General features: G+C 59.6%; 15 protein-coding genes. 2 read left to right on the top strand and 13 right to left on the bottom strand.

The window, feature by feature from the left end; all coding sequences use genetic code 11:
* Positions 1 to 10: 10 nt before the first annotated feature.
* The 7 genes from C7J97_RS03255 to C7J97_RS15165 form a co-directional block, all read right to left on the bottom strand.
* Positions 11 to 1,102 (bottom strand): TFIIB-type zinc ribbon-containing protein, encoded by a 1,092-nt coding sequence (locus C7J97_RS03255; RefSeq protein ID WP_113992022.1) that lies wholly within the window; start codon positions 1,100 to 1,102, stop codon positions 11 to 13.
* 89 nt (positions 1,103 to 1,191) lie between these two features.
* Positions 1,192 to 2,589: an SPFH domain-containing protein gene (locus tag C7J97_RS03250; protein ID WP_113992021.1), complete on the bottom strand. Its 1,398-nt coding sequence runs from the start codon at positions 2,587 to 2,589 to the stop codon at positions 1,192 to 1,194.
* Positions 2,590 to 2,859: 270 nt separating this feature from the next.
* Entirely contained in the window at positions 2,860 to 4,302 is a 1,443-nt protein-coding gene (locus C7J97_RS03245; RefSeq protein WP_113992020.1) for a TrkH family potassium uptake protein, read from the bottom strand.
* Between the two features lie 12 nt (positions 4,303 to 4,314).
* On the bottom strand, positions 4,315 to 5,667 hold the full coding sequence (gene trkA / locus C7J97_RS03240; protein ID WP_055185070.1) for a Trk system potassium transporter TrkA: 1,353 nt from the start codon (positions 5,665 to 5,667) through the stop codon (positions 4,315 to 4,317).
* 354 nt (positions 5,668 to 6,021) lie between these two features.
* Positions 6,022 to 7,341 (bottom strand): thymidine phosphorylase, encoded by a 1,320-nt coding sequence (locus tag C7J97_RS03235; protein ID WP_113992019.1) that lies wholly within the window; start codon positions 7,339 to 7,341, stop codon positions 6,022 to 6,024.
* Positions 7,342 to 7,379: 38 nt separating this feature from the next.
* Complete coding sequence (locus tag C7J97_RS03230) at positions 7,380 to 8,558, bottom strand: phosphopentomutase (protein ID WP_005923562.1); 1,179 nt, start codon at positions 8,556 to 8,558, stop codon at positions 7,380 to 7,382.
* A gap of 142 nt (positions 8,559 to 8,700) precedes the next feature.
* Positions 8,701 to 8,907: a hypothetical protein gene (locus C7J97_RS15165; RefSeq protein WP_005923559.1), complete on the bottom strand. Its 207-nt coding sequence runs from the start codon at positions 8,905 to 8,907 to the stop codon at positions 8,701 to 8,703.
* A gap of 72 nt (positions 8,908 to 8,979) precedes the next feature.
* Between C7J97_RS15165 and pyk the strand changes: the two genes are divergently transcribed.
* Both pyk and C7J97_RS03220 read left to right on the top strand, forming a co-directional pair.
* Positions 8,980 to 10,731 (top strand): pyruvate kinase, encoded by a 1,752-nt coding sequence (gene pyk, locus C7J97_RS03225; protein WP_113621131.1) that lies wholly within the window; start codon positions 8,980 to 8,982, stop codon positions 10,729 to 10,731.
* A gap of 22 nt (positions 10,732 to 10,753) precedes the next feature.
* The gene (locus C7J97_RS03220) at positions 10,754 to 11,206 is read left to right on the top strand and encodes an S-ribosylhomocysteine lyase (protein WP_113992018.1); all 453 of its coding nucleotides are present in this window, start codon (positions 10,754 to 10,756) and stop codon (positions 11,204 to 11,206) included.
* Between the two features lie 142 nt (positions 11,207 to 11,348).
* On the opposite strand, the gene C7J97_RS03215 is transcribed toward C7J97_RS03220, so the two are convergent.
* The 6 genes from C7J97_RS03215 to hpt form a co-directional block, all read right to left on the bottom strand.
* Complete coding sequence (locus C7J97_RS03215) at positions 11,349 to 12,191, bottom strand: HAD family hydrolase (protein ID WP_113992017.1); 843 nt, start codon at positions 12,189 to 12,191, stop codon at positions 11,349 to 11,351.
* 13 nt (positions 12,192 to 12,204) lie between these two features.
* A complete protein-coding gene (locus C7J97_RS03210) occupies positions 12,205 to 13,197 on the bottom strand; it encodes a LacI family DNA-binding transcriptional regulator (protein ID WP_113992016.1) in 993 nt (330 codons plus the stop codon).
* A 194-nt stretch (positions 13,198 to 13,391) separates the two neighbouring features.
* Positions 13,392 to 14,189: a hypothetical protein gene (locus C7J97_RS03205; RefSeq protein ID WP_113992055.1), complete on the bottom strand. Its 798-nt coding sequence runs from the start codon at positions 14,187 to 14,189 to the stop codon at positions 13,392 to 13,394.
* 73 nt (positions 14,190 to 14,262) lie between these two features.
* Positions 14,263 to 15,318 (bottom strand): hypothetical protein, encoded by a 1,056-nt coding sequence (locus C7J97_RS03200; protein WP_113992015.1) that lies wholly within the window; start codon positions 15,316 to 15,318, stop codon positions 14,263 to 14,265.
* Positions 15,319 to 15,344: 26 nt separating this feature from the next.
* Entirely contained in the window at positions 15,345 to 17,423 is a 2,079-nt protein-coding gene (ftsH, locus tag C7J97_RS03195) for an ATP-dependent zinc metalloprotease FtsH (RefSeq protein WP_423240873.1), read from the bottom strand.
* 96 nt (positions 17,424 to 17,519) lie between these two features.
* Positions 17,520 to 18,068: a hypoxanthine phosphoribosyltransferase gene (hpt, locus tag C7J97_RS03190; RefSeq protein ID WP_112090348.1), complete on the bottom strand. Its 549-nt coding sequence runs from the start codon at positions 18,066 to 18,068 to the stop codon at positions 17,520 to 17,522.
* Between the last annotated feature and the right edge of the window lie 19 nt (positions 18,069 to 18,087).

The raw sequence follows: 18,087 nt of genomic DNA, 5'->3' as shown, positions 1-18,087 counted from the left end.
CGTCCCTCCTTTACAGAATCCCGGCCAGCCACAGCAGCCACATGACCGCATAGGATGCAGCACCGACGGCTGCCGTAAGTCCCAGCGTCCACTTGCGGGCGGCGGCCTTATCCACCGGCAGGTTGCCCACAAACTTGCCGGTCTGGCCGTTCATGGCAAAAATGTAGTTGTTGCCCTGCCAGCTGGTGCTCAGCACCCACACTGGGAACAGGGCATACTTTGCCTTGCCGCCGTGCAGCTGGATGCTGCTGTTTTCCATTTTCACGGAGTCGTAGCCGGTAACGGTCTGGGTAAAGGCGTCCTCGGTGGACTGACGGATACGCTCGTTGGCGCGCTGGATGCTCTTTTGGGCGTCCACATCGTACTTATCGGCCACATAGCCTGCCAGATACGCGGTCTTGAAGGGCACGGCATCGCTCATGGTAAACGGCTCGATGGATTCCATCAGGTCGTCTGCCATCTTGGAGGAGCCGTCCACCGGAACCGCGTCAAAGCCCAGCACGCCGTCCCGGCGCACGGAATAGTAGCTGGTCTCGGTATAATCGTAGTCGTCATCCGACCAAAAGCGGGTGCGGGTGGCGGTAAAGCGCAGCTGGGCGTCGGCATCGCTGTCGTACAGCCAGAAGGGCACATACACGCCCTTGATCTCGTCGATGTGGTTCTGGCTGCGGAACACCTTGGGCAGCAGGGTCTTGCCCTTGAGGTGCTCCTGCAGCTTTTCCTTCGCCGCTTTTTTATCCAGCTTGAAGGGGATGATGAGGTCGGGGCGCAGGTCTCCGGCAAACTGTCCGGTGAGGACGATGGGGTTGCCGCAGAAAGGGCAGGCCGAGGCTGCCATGGTGTCGTCGCCCACGATCTCGCCGCCGCAGCTCTTGCAGACATAAGTATGCAGACCGGCGGTCTCGCCCTCTGCCCAGCTGCCGCCGGGGGTGGCCCAGTTCATCTTGCTGGGCTTTTGGTCTTTCAGGTCCTCATCGTAGCCCTTCAGTGCGTCCACCTCAAACTCGGTGTCGCAGTAGGGGCATTTCATCTTCTGGGTGGTGCTGTCGAACTGGATTGCACCATCGCAGCAGGGGCACTTATATTCCAGCATTCCTGCCATAGCGTTTCCTCCTATTATAATCTGCGGGGCAGGGACTTATTGACTTTCCTTCCCTGCCCCGCAGTGTGTTCAGTTATTGTGCAGCGGGCTTAGCTGCGGTCGTTCTCGTCAAAGGGGTCGCCGCACTCCGGGCAGAACTTAGGCGGGTGTGCGGGGTCTGCCGGTTCCCAGCCGCACTTGTCGCACTTATACTTGGGGGTACCGGCGGGCTTAGGTTTGCCACACTCGGAGCAGAACTTGCCCTTGTTCACCGCGCCGCAGCTGCAAGTCCAGCCCTCTGCTGCCGCCGAGCGGGGCTTGCCGCACTCCGGGCAGAATTTGCCGGTGACGGTGGCACCGCAGCTGCAAGTCCAGCTGTCCGCGGGCTTCGGCTCCGGCTTTTTGCTGCCGCATTCCGGGCAGAACTTGCCGGTGGCGATAGCGCCGCAACTGCACTTCCAGCTGTCGGCGGCAGAAGTCTGCTGCTGGGGTGCTGCGGGCTGCTGCCCCATGGCGAACAGGTTCTGGGCGTTCATGCCGTTGGCACCGGCCGCCATGCCCATGCCCATAAAGCCGGTCATGGCACCGGCAGTGTTCCCGGCGGCGGTCTTCATGGCGTCGATCTGACCGCCCACCAGACGGGCAGCGGCGGTGGTGGGATCGGTGGTCATGGCGTTTTCTTCCCACTCGGTGATCTTCTTCTGCTGCTCCTCCGGGATGGACAGGGAGTTGATGTTGAAGGAGAATACCTCAATGCCGCGCTTTTTGCGCCAGACGTTGGACAGTTGCTCGTTGAGCGCCTCGGAGATCTCCAGCGTGTGGGCGGGGATCTCGTAATACTGCACCTTGTTGGCCGAAAGGGTGGCCAGCGCAGGCTGCAGAGCGTTCATCAGCTCGCTCTTCAGGCGAGGAGCCAGCTCCGAGGCATCGTACTGGGTGGAGACGTTGCTGCACACGTTGGTGTAGAACAGCAGCGGGTCGCAGATGCGGTAAGTAAAGCTGCCGTTGCAGCGGATGTTCACCGAGAGCTTGTAGCCCCGCTCCTCGCTGACCACCACGCGGAACGGGATGGGCGTTGCGGTGCCGTACAGGATCTCGCCCAGTTCCTTGGTGTTGATGTAGTACACCCGCTGATCCTTGCCGGTGTCGCCACCGTAGGTAAAGCGCTTGGCTACGGTCTGGAAGGTTGCTGCCAGACTATCGCCGAAGTTGCCGGTGAACATGCTGGGCTCGGTGGAGGAATTGAAGGTATACTCGCCCGGCTCGGCGCACACTTCCACCACCTTGCCCTGCTCCACGATGAGCATACACTGACCATCGGCCACGGCAACGCCGCTGCCGTTGGTGATGATATTATCCTCGCCGTGGTTGGAGCTGCGGCGGGAAGTGCGCTTCTGGCCCTTGACCATCAGCACATCCTTATCCAGAGAATCGCAGTAGAAAAATTCCTTCCACTGGTCTGCAAGAGTTCCGCCCAGTGCGCCCATACCTGCTTTGATCAAACCCATAATAATTTCCTCCTGTATGTTTTATTGTTTTTGCTCTCTTCTTTATCATGCAGAACGATTTCATTTGCAAAAATGGTTCTGCCTGCTCAGGGGTAAGGGTCAGATAATTGATATTATAATCATACTGCAATGCGGCGCTGAACGCAAGGCATTTCTAACCGTTGCCACCTGCCTTTGCAGCTTCTTTCACAAAAAAGAACACCGGAGCGTCCATAGAGACTCCGGTGTTCTGAAATAATAATTTTCTTTCTTGTTTCGCGCCAAAAAGGCTTAGAACCGCCGCCATGTATCCGGCATAAACAGCACCAGCATGGGGAAGATCTCCAGACGGCCGGCCAGCATATCGAAGATGAGCACCAGCTTTGCGGGGTCTGCAAAGCAGCCGAAGTTCTGCATTGGGCCTGCCATTTCCAAGCCCGGGCCGATGTTGTTCAGGGTAGCAGCCACGGCGGTAAAGTTCGTCACCATATCAAAGCCGTTCAGGCTGATGAGGAAGAAGGAGGCCGCAAAAATAAAGATATAGGCCGCAATGAACACGTTGGTGGTGCGGATGGTCTCGTGGTTCAACAGCTTGCCGTCCATGCGGGCGGGCGCTACCACCTGCGGGTGCAGGGCGGTCTTGAGCTCCTTGGCCAGGGTCTTACCCAGAATGAGGAAACGGCTCACTTTGATGCCGCCGCCGGTGCTGCCCGCGCAGGCACCAATGAACATGAGCATGACCAGAATCTCTTTAGAGAGGGTTGGCCACAGGTCAAAATCGCAGCTGGAAAAGCCGGTGGTGGTGATGATGGAGCCCACCTGAAAAGCGGCCTGCCGCAGCGCCTCGCCAAAGCTGTTGTACATACTATAAATGTTGGCGGTGATGATACCCACTGCCACTGCGATGACCACAAAGTAGCCCCGCACCTCCTCGCTGGCAGCAGCGCGGCGGAACTTGCGCATGAGCAGCAGGAAATAGGCGTTGAAGTTGACGCCGAACAGGATCATGAAGATGGTCACGACCCACTGGATGTAGGGCGAAAAACTGGCAAAGCTGTCGTTGCGGAAGCCGAAGCCGCCGGTACCCGCCGTACCAAAGGCGGTGAGCATGGCTTCGAACAGAGGCATTCGGCCAATCAGCAGGAACACCAGCTCCAGCATGGTAAGGGCAAAGTAGATGCCGTACAGGATCTTAGCGGTGGACTGTACCTTAGGCACCAGCTTATCCACCTGCGGGCCGGGGCTTTCCGCCTTCATCAGGTTGACGTGGGAGCCGCCGGTCAGCGGCAGCAGCGAGAGCAGAAACACCAGAACACCCATGCCGCCAATCCAGTGGGTGAAGCTGCGCCAGAACAGAATGCCGTTGGGCAGCCCCTCCACGGCGGGCAGAATGCTGGCACCGGTGGTGGTAAAGCCGGAGACCGTCTCAAACAGGGCATCCACAGGGTTCGGGATGCAGCCGGTGAGCACAAAGGGCACCGCGCCCATCACCGAGATGAACACCCAGCACAGCGAGGTAGCCGCAAAGCCTTCGCGCATATAGAACACCTTACTGCGGGGTTTGATGGTGTGCAGGGCGTAGCCGATACCGGCGCTGACGGCAGCTGTGAGCAGAAACACGCCCAGCACCATCCACTCGCCATACACTAAGCTGGCGGCGGCGGGCAGCAGCAACAACGCGCCCTCGATCATTAGCACATAGCCCAGCAGACGGAAAACGATCGCATAATTCATAGTCCGCCTCCGTCAGTGCTCCACGATATCGCGCAGATCGTGCAGACCATGCTCCAGCGTGACCACGATGACGTTATCGCCCACTTGGATCTGGTCGCCGCCGCGGGGAATCAGGATCTTGCTGCCGCGGGTAATACAGCACAGCAGCAGGTTCTTTTTCAGGTGCAGCTGGCTCAGGGGCACACCGGTAGCGGCGCTCTCCTCGTGCACTGTAAATTCCAGTGCCTCCACGCGGTCATCCAGTATGCGGTACAGAGTCTTGATGTTGTTGCCTGCCTCGTTTTGCAGGGCGCGGACGTACTGCACGATGTAGTCACAGGTCATGTACTTGGGGTAGACCACGCTGCCCAGATCCAGCCCGGCCAGAATATCGTCAAATTCCAGACGGTTGACCTTGGTCACCAGCTTGCCGTTGGAGTGCTTTTTGGCAAACAGGGTCAGCAGCACGTTCTCCTCGTCGATGTTGGTCAGCGCCACAAAGGCTTCGGTGGATTCCAGACCCTCGGAAAGCAAAAACTCGCGGTTGGAGCCGTCCTCGTTCAGGATCTGGGCACCGGGCAGCTGCTCAGCCAGTTCTACGCAGCGGGCAGCGTCCCGCTCCACAATGCGCACCCGCACATGGTTTTCCAGCAGTTCCTGACTGAGGTAGTAAGCAATGGCACCGCCGCCCACGATGAGGGCGTTGCGTACCGGCTGCACCGGCAGATGCAGCTGCTGGAAGAAGGCGTGAGCTTTTTCCTGCGTAGCAAGGAAAGTGACCTGATCGCCCTTTTGCAGCACAAAGTTACCGTTGGGGATGATGACCCCGCCCTCACGCTCCACCGCGCACACCAGAATATCGCTCTTGAGCCGGGTGGGGATCTCTCGAATGGCTACGCCGTCCAGTGCATCGGGCAGCGCAAACTTGATCAGCCGCACACGGCCGTCCGCAAAGGTATCGATCTTGCTGGCACCGGGGAAACGCAGCAGATGAGAGATCTCCTTTGCCGCTGCCATTTCCGGGTTGATGATGGCGGAAATGCCGATCTGCTTTTTGATAAAGTCCAGCTCGTGGCTGTAGGATGGGTTGCGCACGCGGGCAATGCCGTGGCAGTGGCCCGCCTTTTTGGCGAACATGCAGCAAAGCAGGTTCAGTTCGTCCGAGCCGGTGACCGCAATGAACACGTCCGCATCCTCAATGCCCGCCTCGGACAGGGTGGTGATGGACGAGCCATTGCCCACGATGCCCAGCACGTCGTAGCTTTCGGTCAGGTGTTCCACGCGCGCTTTGTTGGTGTCCACCACAGTCACGTTGTGGCCTTCCTCGCTGAGCTGGCGTGCCAGAGCCGTACCGACCTTGCCGCCGCCCACCAGAATGATCTTCATAACAAGTCCTTTCTCCTTTGGCAGCCCCTTTTCCCGGGGCATACAAGTACAGTGTAGTATACCATATCCCGATGCAAAGTTCTACCGTTTGTCCCGCAAATACAGCGAATTGCTTAAAAAGCGACAGTTCTTTTGTGCAAGATGGCCTGTTCTCAGCGTGAAAGCGCAAAAAGGGACTGCCACACAGCTTTGTGCAGCAGTCCCCTTGGGACGAAACGATTTAGAATGCCCACCGCGTACGCTTTGGGCATCCTCAGCGGAAAAAATATTGTTATAAGAGCAAGGTCGGTCAGCCTGCGGGCTGCCCGACCTTGCATTTTCGCGGAAAACAGGGTTCTCCCCTGCTGTCCGGTCTCAGTACCGCTCTACGCCGTCTTTGGTGACAAGGGCGTACACCAGCGGGGCTTCCTCCGGCTTTTCAGCGCCGTACACAAGGCCGCTGCGGTACTCGGCTGCGGCAGCTTCAAACTTGTCCGCAGCGCCGTAGAAGGTGGCAAGGCTTTCGCCCTTATGGACGTAGTCACCGCGCTTTTTGTGCAGGGTGATACCGGCGGCAAAGTCCAGCGGGTCGCCTTTTTTCTGGCGGCCCGCGCCCAGCAGCACGCTGGCAGAACCGATCTTTTCCGCATCGTTGGCCGTGATGTAGCCGTCCTGCTCGGCCAGCAGCTCGTATCTGGCGGCGGGCTGTGCAAACAGGCTGTAATCATCCAGCACCCGGATGTCGCCGCCCTGCGCGGCAAACATTTCCTTGCACTTGGCAAAGGCAGAGCCGTCCGCAATGACAGCCTCGGCCATAGCGCGGCAGTGGGCGGCATCGCCCTTGCCTGCCAGCACCAGCATATTGGCCGCCAATTGCAGACACACCTCGGTCAGGTCTGCCGGGCCGTGGCCTTTGAGCACGTCCATGCTCTCCATCACTTCCAGACTGTTGCCGATGTTGTGCCCCAGCGGGGTGTCCATATCGGTGATCATGGCGGCTACCCGGCGGCCATGGTGGGTACCAATGGCGACCATCAGCTGTGCCAGCTCAATGCTCTGGTCAACAGTTTTCATAAAAGCACCGGTGCCGGTGGTGACGTCCAGCAGGATGGCGTCTGAACCGGAGGCCAGCTTTTTGGACATGATGCTGGACGCAATCAGCGGGATGCAGCTGACAGTAGCGGTAACGTCCCGCAGGGCGTACATCTTTTTATCTGCCACGGCAATGCCCTCGCTCTGGCCGATGACCGACAGACCGATCTGGTTCACCTGTGCAAAAAACTCCTCCTGCGAGAGGGCAGTTTTTGTGCCGGGCACGCTCTCCATCTTGTCGATGGTGCCGCCGGTGTGGCCTAAGCCCCGGCCGCTCATTTTGGCGATCTTCACCCCGCAGGCTGCCACGATGGGCGCAATGACCAGCGTGGTCTTATCGCCCACGCCGCCGGTGGAGTGCTTGTCCACCTTGATGCCCGGAATGGGCGAAAGGTCTACCATCACACCGCTGTGCGCCATCACATCAGTCAGTTCGGCGGTCTCCTCATTGGTCATGCCGCGCAGATACACCGCCATCATCCATGCAGCCATCTGATAGTCGGCCACTTCCCCGCTGACAAAGCCGTTGACAATAGCTTCCAGCTCTTCCCGGGTGTGGGTGCCGCCATCCCGCTTTTTTGCGATCAGATCATAAATACGCATCGTTTCACGCTCCTGTTCTTACTGTTTTTGGGGGCGTTTTATGCCCGGATTTCCTGCCATACGCTCTTGCCGTCCAGCGTGGAGGCGTCCACTTCCAGATATTCGCAGATGGTCTGGGCGATGGTGCCGAAGCACAGCTTGGTGCCCAGATCCGTCCCCGCCTTCACACCCTTGCCGCAGACCAGATACGGCACATACTCGCGGGTATGGTCGGTGGTCTTGGTGTAAGAGGGATCACAGCCGTGGTCGGCAGTGATCATGAGCAGGTCACCCTCCCGCATTCCCGGGAGGAAATCAGCCAGAAAACGGTCGAACTCGGTAGCGGCGGCAGCGTAGCCTGCCACATCGCGGCGGTGGCCATAGAGCATATCAAAGTCTACCAGATTTACGAAAGCAAGGCCTTCAAAATCCCGGGTCTGCAAGGCCTTGGTAAAGGCGATGCCGTTGGTGTTGCCGGTGGTCTTGATCTTTTCGGTCACGCCCTCGCCGTCAAAAATATCGTAGATCTTGCCCACAGCGATCACGTCCTTACCGGCATCCTTCAGCAGATCCAGCATGGTGGCGCGGGGCGGCTTCAGGCTCAGGTCGTGGCGGTTGGTGGTGCGGTAGAAGGTATCCGCGCTGTTGCCAAGGAAGGGGCGGGCGATCACACGGCCCACGCCGTACTTGCCCTTGAGCATTTCCCGGGCAATCTCGCAGTAGCGGTACAGCTCCTGCACCGGTACAAGCTCCTCGTTGGCAGCCACCTGAAAAACGCTGTCGGCGCTGGTATAGACGATGAGGGCATTTTCCCGCATGGCCTGCTCGCCGTAGTCCTTCAGCACCTGCGTGCCGGAATAGGGCTTGTTGCACAGTACCTTGTGGCCGGTCTTTTGCTCATACTCCCGGATCAGCTCCTCCGGGAAGCCCTCGGGGAAGGTGGGCAGCGGCTCCGGGCTGACCACACCGGCGATTTCCCAGTGGCCGATGGTGGTATCCTTGCCCATGCTCTGCTCCTGCAGGCGGGCAAAGGCAGCCGCCGGGGCATCCGTTTTCTCCCCTGCGGTCACACCGTCAATGTTGAACAAGCCCAGCTTGCGCAGGTTGGGGCAATTGAAATTGGGGTGGTTCGCAATGGCACCCAGGGTGTTGGTGCCTGCATCGCCAAAGGCAGCGGCGTCCGGCTCTGCGCCGATGCCAAAGCTGTCCAGCACGATCAGAAAAACACGTTTTTCCATAATGGTCACTCCATTCTCCGGGCGTTCCCCGGAACAGTACTACTTTATTACCCCTATTATAAGCAAAAACCCCCTCCGATGCAAGAGGAAGCAGTCTTGTATGTTCTTATCAGTTTTCACGTTTTGCAGCAGTTTTCCCCTGTCAGACAGCACGCAGAAAGCTGCGGCGCATCGTTAAAAGTTTTGCAATCTTTCCTTTGGGCATCAACAGATGCAAAAACTTGTATTCAAGCAAAAATTCCTCTTGCTCTCTTGCGCCGGAATGATTATAATAATAGGTGGTAGAGTTTTGGGTTTTCCCGCTCTGCCATATAAACCGACCCGCTGTACCGGGAGCTTTTACTCCCATTGGTCATACACAGCAGCCTGCAGGGATGCTGTGCCGGATATAGGTAAGAGAGAGTTGACGGAGGTATATTGCATGAGAAAGACGAAAATTATTTGCACCCTTGGCCCTTCCACCGATAAGGAAGGCGTTCTGCGCGAGCTGATCGCCAACGGCATGAACGTGGCTCGTTTCAATTTTTCCCACGGTTCCCACGAGGAGCATCTGGGACGCCTTGAAAAGCTGAAGGCTCTGCGCGAGGAGCTGGGCAAGCCCGTGGCCGCACTGCTGGACACCAAGGGCCCCGAGATCCGCCTGAAGGACTTCAAGAACGGCGTAGAGAACCTGGTTGCAGGCCAGACCTTTACCCTGACCACCCGCGATGTGGAGGGCACCAACGAGATCTGCTCCATCACCTACAAAGATCTGCCCATGGACGTGGAGCCGAACGGCACCATCATGCTGGACGACGGCCTGATCAAGCTGCAGATCCAGACCGTGAACGACACCGACATCGTCTGCACCGTGCTGAACAACGGCAAGATCAAGAACAAGAAGGGCGTCAACGTGCCCGGCGTGCACCTGTCTATGCCGTATATGAGCCAGCGCGATAAGGACGATATCATCTTCGGCATCCAGCAGGGCTATGATTTCATCGCCGCTTCCTTTGTGCGCACCGCACAGGACGTGTACGATATCCGCAACCTGCTGAACCAGTACGATTCCAACATCCGCATCATTGCAAAGATCGAGAACCGCGAGGGCGTGAACAACATCGACAGCATTCTGGCTGCTGCCGATGCCGTGATGGTGGCCCGTGGCGATCTGGGCGTGGAGATCGACTTCACCGAGCTGCCCGGCATTCAGAAAACCATCATCGACCGCTCCTTCTCCTTCGGCAAGCCCATCGTCACCGCTACCCAGATGCTGGACAGCATGATCGTGAACCCCCGCCCCACCCGCGCCGAGATCTCGGACGTGGCAAACGCCATCTACGACGGTACCTCTGCCATTATGCTGTCCGGTGAGACCGCTGCCGGTGCCTACCCTGTGGAGGCGCTCAAGACCATGTCCGCCATTGCTGAGCGCACCGAGCAGGAGGGTTTCCATCTGCGCGGCCGCATGATGGATTCCAACCCCGGCAAGATCAGCGTCTCTGACGCTACCGCCCATGCCGCCTGCCTGACCGCACGGGATGTGAACGCCGCCGCCATCGTTACCGTGTCTGAGTCCGGCACCACTGCCCGCCTGCTGAGCAAGTACCGCCCGCAGCAGCCCATCATTGCCTGCGTCATGCGCGAGCAGGTGCAGCGTCAGCTGTCCCTGAGCTGGGGCATCACCCCGCTGATGATGTCTCTGGCACACAGCACCGATGAGCTGATTGAGATGTCCACTGCTCTGGCCAAGGAGAACGGATACCTGCACAACGGCGAGCTGGCTGTTGTGACCGCAGGCGTGCCCGTGGGCGTTTCCGGCACCACCAACATGATCAAGATCCACATGGTGGGCAACTGTCTGGCTACCGGCGTGGGCGTCGGCCCTGAGAACAACGATGTTGCCAGCGGCAAGGCCTGCGTCTGCCGCACCATGGACGAGGTGCGCGCCAAGTTCAAGCCCGGCATGGTGCTTGTAGTGCCCTCCACCAGCAACGAGATGCTGAGCTTTGTGCGCGACGCTGCCGCTCTGGTGGTAGAGGAGCCCGGCCTGAACAGCCACGCCGCCATTGCCGGCAAGGCACTGCTGAAGCCCACCGTTGTGGGTGCCGCCGGTGCTACCAGCCACATCCGCGATGGCCTGATGGTGGCTGTGGACTGCGCACACGGCAGTGTGCAGCGCCTGCAGGGCTAAGACATAAAAGGAGAACCGTAGTATGGAACGTATCGCAAGTTTTTGCGTGGATCACACCCGGCTGGAGCGCGGGATGTACCTGAGCCGTCAGGACGGCGATGTGCTCACCTGGGACATCCGCATGAAAAAGCCCAATCAAGGCGATTATCTGACCACTGCTGCCGCCCACACGCTGGAGCACCTGTTTGCCACCTACGCGCGCAACAGCGCCGTGAAGGATGGGGTGATCTATGTTGGCCCCATGGGCTGTCGCACCGGCTTTTACCTGCTCACCCGGGGGCTGACCCCGGCACAGGCGCTGCAGCTGACGGTGGATGCCTACCGCTTTATGGCTGGCTTTGAGGGCACTGTGCCCGGTGCCAGCGAGGTGGAGTGCGGCAACTACCGCGATATGGATCTGCCTGCCGCCAAGGCTGAAGCCGCTGCCATGCTGCCCGTGCTGGAAGCGCTGACCGCAGAGGATCTGCACTACTGATCTGTCAATATAAAGAGAGCGCCGCACAAAATACCGTGCAGCGCTCTTTTTGTTACAAAATGATGCGAAAGTATTATTTATAATTTCAGGGCAGGGGAACGTCTGCGGATGTTCCCCTGCCCTGTTTTTACTAAAAGAAATCTCAAATCAGCCCCAAGGCTGCAAATTCCTTAGAAATGCCGTCCTCGTACACCGAGGGGGCAATGCGGTCGCAGCGCTGCTTCAGGCTTGCAGAGCCGTTGGCCATACAGACACTGATGCCGACCACATCGGTCATTTGCAGGTCGTTGTCGCTGTCGCCAAAGCCGATGCTGTCCTGCAGGGGCACGCCCAAATAGTCGCAGACAGCCTTGATGCCGCGTCCCTTGTCAAATTTACGGTTGATAAGCTCTCCGTTCACATAGCCGCCATCCAGACCGTCCAGCTTGCTCTCACAGAACACGAATCTGTCCTCGTACAGGCGCTTCGCCTCGTCCAAGTCCTCGCTGTGCTCCGCGATATACACAATCTTATACAGCGGCTCGCCCTTATAATCGGCCAGCGGGCTGATGGTCATGCCGTCCTCCATGGCCTTGCGCCAACGGGCGGCTTCGCTGTTCAGATCGCCTGCATCCCGGTGGGTAAAGCTCCAGCGCTCTATCATCTTCAGGCTGCCGTAGGTGGCATCCCGCGCTTCCAGTGTGCACTCCACGCCGTGGCGCTCCATGGCGCTGCGCACATCCTGTGCCAGCTGCGGCTCCATAGGCAGGTCTACCAGTACCTTGTCCCCGCAGAACACATAGCCGCCGGCGCTGCACACTGCGCCGTCAAAGCCATAGTCCAGCAGCGGCTGGGTCATGCGCCGGTTGCGCCCGGTGCACAGAAACAGCTTGTGGCCGTTGGCGTGCGCCTTGTGCAGCGCCCCGACCGTGCTTTGGGGGATCAGCATCTCGCCCGGGGGCAGCAGAGTGCCGTCGATATCTAAAAAAATCAGCTTTTGTTTCATTCGTTCCTCTTTTTTACAGTGAGCCGCGCTCTACCAGCGTATAGCCCAGCGTGGTCTGGCGCACCGGTGCAGCGTCCGGCTCAGTATGTTCTAAGCTTTGCAGCAGCATCCGGGCAGCTTCCTGCCCTACCTGCCGCTGGTAGAAGCGGATGGTGGTCAGTCCGGGCTCCACCACCTTGCCCGCCCAGTTGTCTCCGATACCGGCAAGGCCGACATCCTGCCCTACTTTGCGCCCGGCAGCGCGCAGCACCTGCAAAGCGCCAAAGGCCACGGTGTCTGTCACGCAGACTACACCGTCCAACTGCGGGCAGCGTGCCAGCAGCTCTTCCATGCAGCGGTGCCCTTCTTCCATGGAAAAGGCGGCGCAGTAAGCGCGGGGCAGACCATCTGCGTTCAGTCCCACCTCCCGCAGTGCATCCTGCACACCCTGACGGCGGGCTATGCCGGTGGCGGCGTCCTGCTCGCTACCGCCGATATACACGATATTTTTGCGGCCATGCTCCAGCATCTTCCGGGTCAGGTCGCGGGCGGCAGCGCGGTCGTCGTTATAAACGCAGGGCAGGTCTGCAAAGCGCTGTCCTGTTACCACCACGGGCACACGGCAGTCCTTCAGTGCCTTGCACAGCTGTGGGCTGGAATCATAGCCCAGCAGAATGATACCGGCTACATGGTTGCGCTGCAATGCTGTAAGATATTCCAGTTCCATCTGCTCGTCCAGTTCGGTGTCTGCCAGCAGCATCAGGTAGCGGCTTGCGCCCAGTTCGGCTGCAATGCCGCTGGTGATCTGCCCCACCGACTGGGAGCTGATGCTGGGCACGATGACCCCCACCTGACGCACCTTGCCGGTGCGCAGGGTCTGGGCGGCAGTGTCCGGGCTGTAACCGGTCTTTTCCACTACGGCTTGTATCACGGCACGTTTCTGTTCGCTGAGGGGGCCGCCGTTCAAATAGCGGCTGACCGCAGCGCTGGAAACACCTGCCAGCTTTGCAATATCACTGATGGTCATGGGATATTTTCTCCGTTCCCTCTTCGGTGGCAATGTGTAAACGTTTTCATGCTTATTATAAATCCGTTTCACATTTCCCGCAAGAGGTGCAATGACCGTTTTTCTGCGGGACAGTCTGCAGTTTTTTTGGTTGTTTTGTACAGCACAAACGTTTTTGCTTTCCAATTTACTGCCAGAATCGCAAAACACTGCAATTACACAAGTCCCATGCTGATGGCGCGTGCGATAAGTCCCAGCACCAGCGCCGCCAGAATAATGCCCAGCGCCACCCTGCTCTCGCCGCCGGTCTGCTGCTTTTTGCTGCGGGATGCCGTGCTGTGGCTCTGTTTTGTACCGGTGCTGCGGCTGCGGGCAGAGGTGTTCTGCCGCCCGCCAGTGCTTTTGGTGCTGCGGACAGTCTGGGTATTGCGGGGCTTGCTGCGGGCGGCGGCTTTTCCCTGCTGTGCGTTCTGCGGGCTGCTCTGACGCGCTTTGAGGGGTTTTCCCTCGCTGCAGCGGCTCAGGTAGTCCTCGGCTTCGCGGTAATACTGCGCCAGCTCGTTTTCTTTAAAGGCGGTACCGGCGTAGCCCTCCTCCAGCGCCTCGATGGCTTCGTTGAACAGCAGCGCCGCCTGTGCGCCGTCCGCTGCAACCGCCGCGTGGGCAGCTTCGTTGCGGGCGGTGCGGATGGCGTTGCAGGCATGGCGTGCGGCAGAGGGGTGTGCCGTGTTGCCCAGCAGATCCAGCGGGCGGGCGGCATCGGTCTCCGGGTCCAGCAGCACCCGCATACACAGGGTGGTGTCCAGCTGCTGCCAGCTGGTCTTGCCGGTAAGGTCCGGCATACGGTCGTAGTAATCCGGGCTTTCCTGCTTGCGGGCGGCAATATGCTCCAGCAGTGCATCCAGACTGTGTGCCCCGGGCTTGCGCTCCCAGTGCCAGCGCAGCAGGCGGCGGCTGATCTCATCGCAGGCGGTTTTGATCTCAAAAGCCACTTGTAAAGCTTGTTCCGGCATGGTATTTCCTTTCTGTGCAATGCACACAAAAGGCGGAGAAGGCACGCTGCCCCCTCCGCCGGGATAGTTTATTTTACAGCACGAACTGGTAGTACACAAAACCGCACAGCGCAATGGCTGCACACAGGATGGCCGTAATGGGCGGCACCCAGCGGATCAGCGCTTCTGCCACGCTGTCCCGGCTGTCCTCGTACTCCTCGTCCTCTTCCACAGGCGCGGGCTGACGCACCGGAGCCGGAGCCGGACGGCGGGCGGCGGCGGGCATCACGCGGGTGCCCTCGTCTGCCACAGCAGCGCCGGAATACGGTGCGCGGGCGGGGGCATCCAGCACCCGGGTAGGCTCCGAGATGGGCTGGACGGGGGCTGCCTTCGGCTGGTAAACCGTTGCGCCCATGACCCGGGTGGGCTCCTCTGCGGGCGCTGCCGGGGCGGCAGGAGCTGTACCCACGATGCGGGTAGGCTCCTCCACCGCAGCGGACGCTGCGGGAGCCGCCGGGGCGCTGAGGGGCATTTCCATCTCGTCTGCCGGGGCGGCGGGCTGCAGCAGGGTGTTCAGCGCGTTCTGCAGCAGAATGCGGTCACAGCCGCACTCCGAGCAGTAAACGGTATCCTCCTCGGTGGGGTGGAAGGCACCGCAGGCGCAGTACCAGCCGTTCTCGAACACCTGCGGCTGATACTTGAGCCCGGTGCGGTTCATGCGGGCTTCCAGCGCCTTTTGCAGCTCTGGGGCCAGACGGCGGGGCGCAGGCAGACGCACACGCTTGATGCCGTCCAGATGCACCACACGCTTGCCGTTGTACACATTGCACAGCGAAACATCCACGCTGGTGATTGCCTTTGCCGTGATGAACACGGCATCGTCCTGCCCGAACAGCTCGCCGGGCTTTACCTGAAGATCCCGGTACTCGAACTTGTCCTCGCACAGGATCACACCGTCCACGCCCTTGCACTTGAAGTGGATCTCCAGTGCGGTCAGGGTCACGCGGGAAATATTCTTGAAGGTCAGGCAGACAGCGTGCTCGCCGCTGACATCCCCCTTGAGCAGTTCCACGCAGACGAACTGCACCGGGCTGCCGGGGGTATAATAGTTTGCACGGGTCTGGGCGACCGGGTTAAAATTTTCCTCCACGATGCTCGCTCCTTTCCTAAAAAAGCTTAGTCCTGCTGCTCCGGGGCATCCGGCTGCGGCACTTCCGGCTGGGCAGGCTCGGCCTGCTCGGCGGGTTCGGCGCGCTCAGCGGTCTGGGCAGGCTCTGCGGGCTGCACCGGGGCAGGCTGCACGGTCTGGTCGGGCTGCGCCTGCTCGGGTTTTGCGTCCTCGCAGGGGGGCAGGGTGCCGCCGGCCATAATGGTGTTGAACTGCTCCTCGTTGAGCTTTTCGCGCTCCATCAGAGCCTTGGCCAGCGCATGGAGCTGGTCGATGTGCTCCGTCAGGGTGCGGCGGCAGGTCTCGTAAGCCTCATCGATGATATCACGGGTCTCGCTGTCGATCTCGGCAGCGGTGGTCTCGCTGTAACCCTTGCCCTGACCCAAGTCGCGGCCAAGGAAGGTCTCCTCCTGCGAGGTGCCGTAGACCACGGGGCCCAGACGCTCGGAGAAGCCGTAGCGGGTGATCATCTGGCGGGCGATGTTGGTGGCCTGCTGCAGGTCGTTGGAAGCACCGGTGGAGATGTCCTCCAAGATCAGCTGCTCGGCCACGCGGCCACCCAAGCTGGACACGATGTCCTCAAACATTTCACCCTTGGTCACATAGCTGCGATCCTTCTCGGGCAGATACATGGTGTAGCCGCCGGCCTGACCGCGCGGGATGATGGTGATCTCGTGCACGCGGGAGTGGTGCTTGCAGTAGAAGCCTGCCACAGCGTGACCAGCCTCGTGGTAGGCGGTGAGCTTTTTCTCCTCCGGGGTGACCACGCGGCTCTTCTTCTCGGGGCCAGCCATCACCTTCATGGAAGCTTCCTCGATGTCCTCCATGGTAATGGCCTTGCGGTTGCGGCGGGCTGCCAGCAGCGCGGCCTCGTTGACAAGGTTCTCAAGGTCTGCACCGGCAAAACCGGCGGTGCGCTGGGCAATGACCTTCAGGGAGACGTCCGGTGCAAGGGGCTTGTTGCGGGTGTGCACCTTCAGGATCTCTTCGCGTCCCTTGACATCCGGCAGACCCACATAGACCTGACGGTCAAAGCGGCCGGGGCGCAGCAGCGCCTTATCCAGAATGTCGGCGCGGTTGGTAGCGGCCATGACGATGATGCCGTCGTTGGCCTCGAAACCGTCCATCTCCACCAGCAGCTGGTTCAGGGTCTGCTCGCGCTCATCGTGACCGCCGCCCAGACCTGCGCCGCGCTGACGACCCACAGCGTCGATCTCATCAATAAAGATGATGCAGGGCATGGTCTTTTTGGCCTTATCGAACAGATCGCGCACGCGGGATGCACCCACGCCAACGTACATCTCCACAAAGTCAGAGCCGGAGATGGAGTAGAAGGGCACCCCGGCTTCACCAGCACAAGCACGCGCCAGCAGGGTCTTACCGGTACCCGGAGGGCCCACCAGCAGCACGCCGTGAGGGATGCGGGCACCCAGCGTATTGAACTTATCCGGGCTCTTGAGGAACTCCACAACTTCCTTGAGCTCCTCTTTTTCCTCGTCCTCACCGGCCACATCGGCAAAGGTGGCAGTCTTTTTGTTCTCGTGCTCGTCCTTTACCTTGGCCTTGCCTACGTTCATGATGCCGCCGCCACCAGCACCGCCGCGCATCATGGAGAACAGCAAAAAGCCGGTGCAACCCAGCATAGCCAGATAGAACAAAATCTCCATCCAGGGGATGGTTTCCTTGGCAGGTACATAGTCGTACACCATGGGCGCATCGGGGTTGGCTGCATCGTACTGGGCGATGTAGTCCGACACATGATCCACGAACATCCGGGCGTAGGGCAGCTTATAGCTGACCGTCTCGGTGCCGTCATCGTTCTTCTTTACCCCGGTGGGGGCAGAGGAAGAGGAGGACAGCAGGCCGGAAAGCAGCCCGCCCGTGGACTGGGTGGTGGTCTGCTCGGCAGCGTTGGGCAGCTCCTGTGCACCCTCCTTCAGGGTCATGGTGATCACGCCGGTATTCAGATCCAGCGAGAATTTGGTGACCTGATTGCTTTCAAAATAGTGTACCACCGTGGAATAAGCCATGGAAGAGCCGCTGGCGCTGCCGCCGGTGCCGCCCAGCACCGACCACACCATCAGCACGGCTGCCAGCACAATGGCGATCACCAGCGGATTGAAACGGGGTTTCTTCGGTTGCAAAAAAATCAACTCCAGTTCTGGATTTTTATAATGGACAGGTTACTTCGTGTAGACCTCGGGCTTCAGCACGCCGACATAGGGCAGGTTGCGGTATTTTTCATCGTAGTCCAGACCGTAGCCCACCACGAACTCGTCCGGCACCTGGAAACCCTCGTAATCCGGCTGGATGTCGGCCTTGCGGCGGCTGGGCTTATCAAGGATGGTGCAGATCTTAACGGAGTTCGGGTTGCGCATCTTGAGCATGGGCACAAGGTTGGACAGGGTGACGCCGGTGTCCAGAATGTCCTCCACGATCAGCACATCCTTGCCGGACAGATCACCGTCCAGATCTTTGATGATCTTGACCAGACCGCTGGTGATGGTGTTGCTGCCGCCGTAGCTGGAGACCACCATAAAGTCGATATTGCAGGGGATGCTCACAGCCCGCATCAGATCGGCCATAAAGACCACCGAGCCCTTGAGGATGGACACCAGCACCAGATTTTTACCGGCATAATCCCGGCTGATCTGAGCGCCCAGCTCTGCCACCTTGGCCTTCAGCTGCTCTTCGCTGACCAGAACGGTCTTGATATCATCGTGCATACTCATTTGTTTTTCCTCCTGTGTT

The organism is Faecalibacterium prausnitzii (genome assembly GCF_003324185.1).
Lineage (GTDB): Bacteria > Bacillota > Clostridia > Oscillospirales > Ruminococcaceae > Faecalibacterium > Faecalibacterium prausnitzii.
The sequence above is the reverse complement of the archived record's forward strand: the minus strand, read 5'-3'. Positions and strand labels throughout refer to the sequence as shown.

What these genes read in the sequence shown, in the direction of transcription:
- C7J97_RS03230 (WP_005923562.1), bottom strand. Translation starts at nt 8,558, where the DNA reads ATGGAAAAACGTGTTTTTCTGATCGTGCTGGACAGCTTTGGCATCGGC.
- C7J97_RS03235 (WP_113992019.1), bottom strand. Translation starts at nt 7,341, where the DNA reads ATGCGTATTTATGATCTGATCGCAAAAAAGCGGGATGGCGGCACCCAC.
- C7J97_RS03250 (WP_113992021.1), bottom strand. Translation starts at nt 2,589, where the DNA reads ATGGGTTTGATCAAAGCAGGTATGGGCGCACTGGGCGGAACTCTTGCA.
- trkA (WP_055185070.1), bottom strand. Translation starts at nt 5,667, where the DNA reads ATGAAGATCATTCTGGTGGGCGGCGGCAAGGTCGGTACGGCTCTGGCA.
- C7J97_RS03215 (WP_113992017.1), bottom strand. Translation starts at nt 12,191, where the DNA reads ATGAAACAAAAGCTGATTTTTTTAGATATCGACGGCACTCTGCTGCCC.
- pyk (WP_113621131.1), top strand. Translation starts at nt 8,980, where the DNA reads ATGAGAAAGACGAAAATTATTTGCACCCTTGGCCCTTCCACCGATAAG.
- C7J97_RS03220 (WP_113992018.1), top strand. Translation starts at nt 10,754, where the DNA reads ATGGAACGTATCGCAAGTTTTTGCGTGGATCACACCCGGCTGGAGCGC.
- C7J97_RS15165 (WP_005923559.1), bottom strand. Translation starts at nt 8,907, where the DNA reads ATGGGAGTAAAAGCTCCCGGTACAGCGGGTCGGTTTATATGGCAGAGC.
- C7J97_RS03210 (WP_113992016.1), bottom strand. Translation starts at nt 13,197, where the DNA reads ATGACCATCAGTGATATTGCAAAGCTGGCAGGTGTTTCCAGCGCTGCG.
- hpt (WP_112090348.1), bottom strand. Translation starts at nt 18,068, where the DNA reads ATGAGTATGCACGATGATATCAAGACCGTTCTGGTCAGCGAAGAGCAG.
- C7J97_RS03205 (WP_113992055.1), bottom strand. Translation starts at nt 14,189, where the DNA reads ATGCCGGAACAAGCTTTACAAGTGGCTTTTGAGATCAAAACCGCCTGC.
- C7J97_RS03255 (WP_113992022.1), bottom strand. Translation starts at nt 1,102, where the DNA reads ATGGCAGGAATGCTGGAATATAAGTGCCCCTGCTGCGATGGTGCAATC.
- C7J97_RS03245 (WP_113992020.1), bottom strand. Translation starts at nt 4,302, where the DNA reads ATGAATTATGCGATCGTTTTCCGTCTGCTGGGCTATGTGCTAATGATC.